The sequence below is a fragment of the Hymenobacter coccineus genome, assembly GCF_001816125.1.
Classification (GTDB): Bacteria; Bacteroidota; Bacteroidia; order Cytophagales; family Hymenobacteraceae; genus Hymenobacter; species Hymenobacter coccineus.
This window is the reverse complement of the sequence record NZ_MDZA01000365.1, coordinates 1-225: the sequence shown is the minus strand read 5'-3', so window position 1 is coordinate 225 and position 225 is coordinate 1. Positions and strand designations below refer to the sequence as shown.

Here is a 225-nt window from a genome sequence, read left to right as displayed (position 1 = left end):
GCTGCTGGACCGGCGCATTACTTCGCGCCGTCTACACGGCCTACGTGGGTGGCAACAACCTGGAGGTGGGCCGCACGGCCGGCCACTACGCTGCGCAGCAGCTTACAACCAAGGGATTCCGGCGGTGCTGCTGGACCGGCGCATTACTTCGCGCCGTCTACACGGCCTACGTGGGTGGCAACAACCTGGAGGTGGGCCGCACGGCCGGCCACTACGCTGCGCAGC

General features: G+C 68.0%; 1 protein-coding gene. It reads left to right on the top strand.

Translation table 11 applies throughout. The features are described 5' to 3' along the window. On the top strand, positions 1-225 hold a 225-nt coding region (locus BEN49_RS28265; RefSeq protein WP_158022993.1), incomplete at both ends, for a hypothetical protein.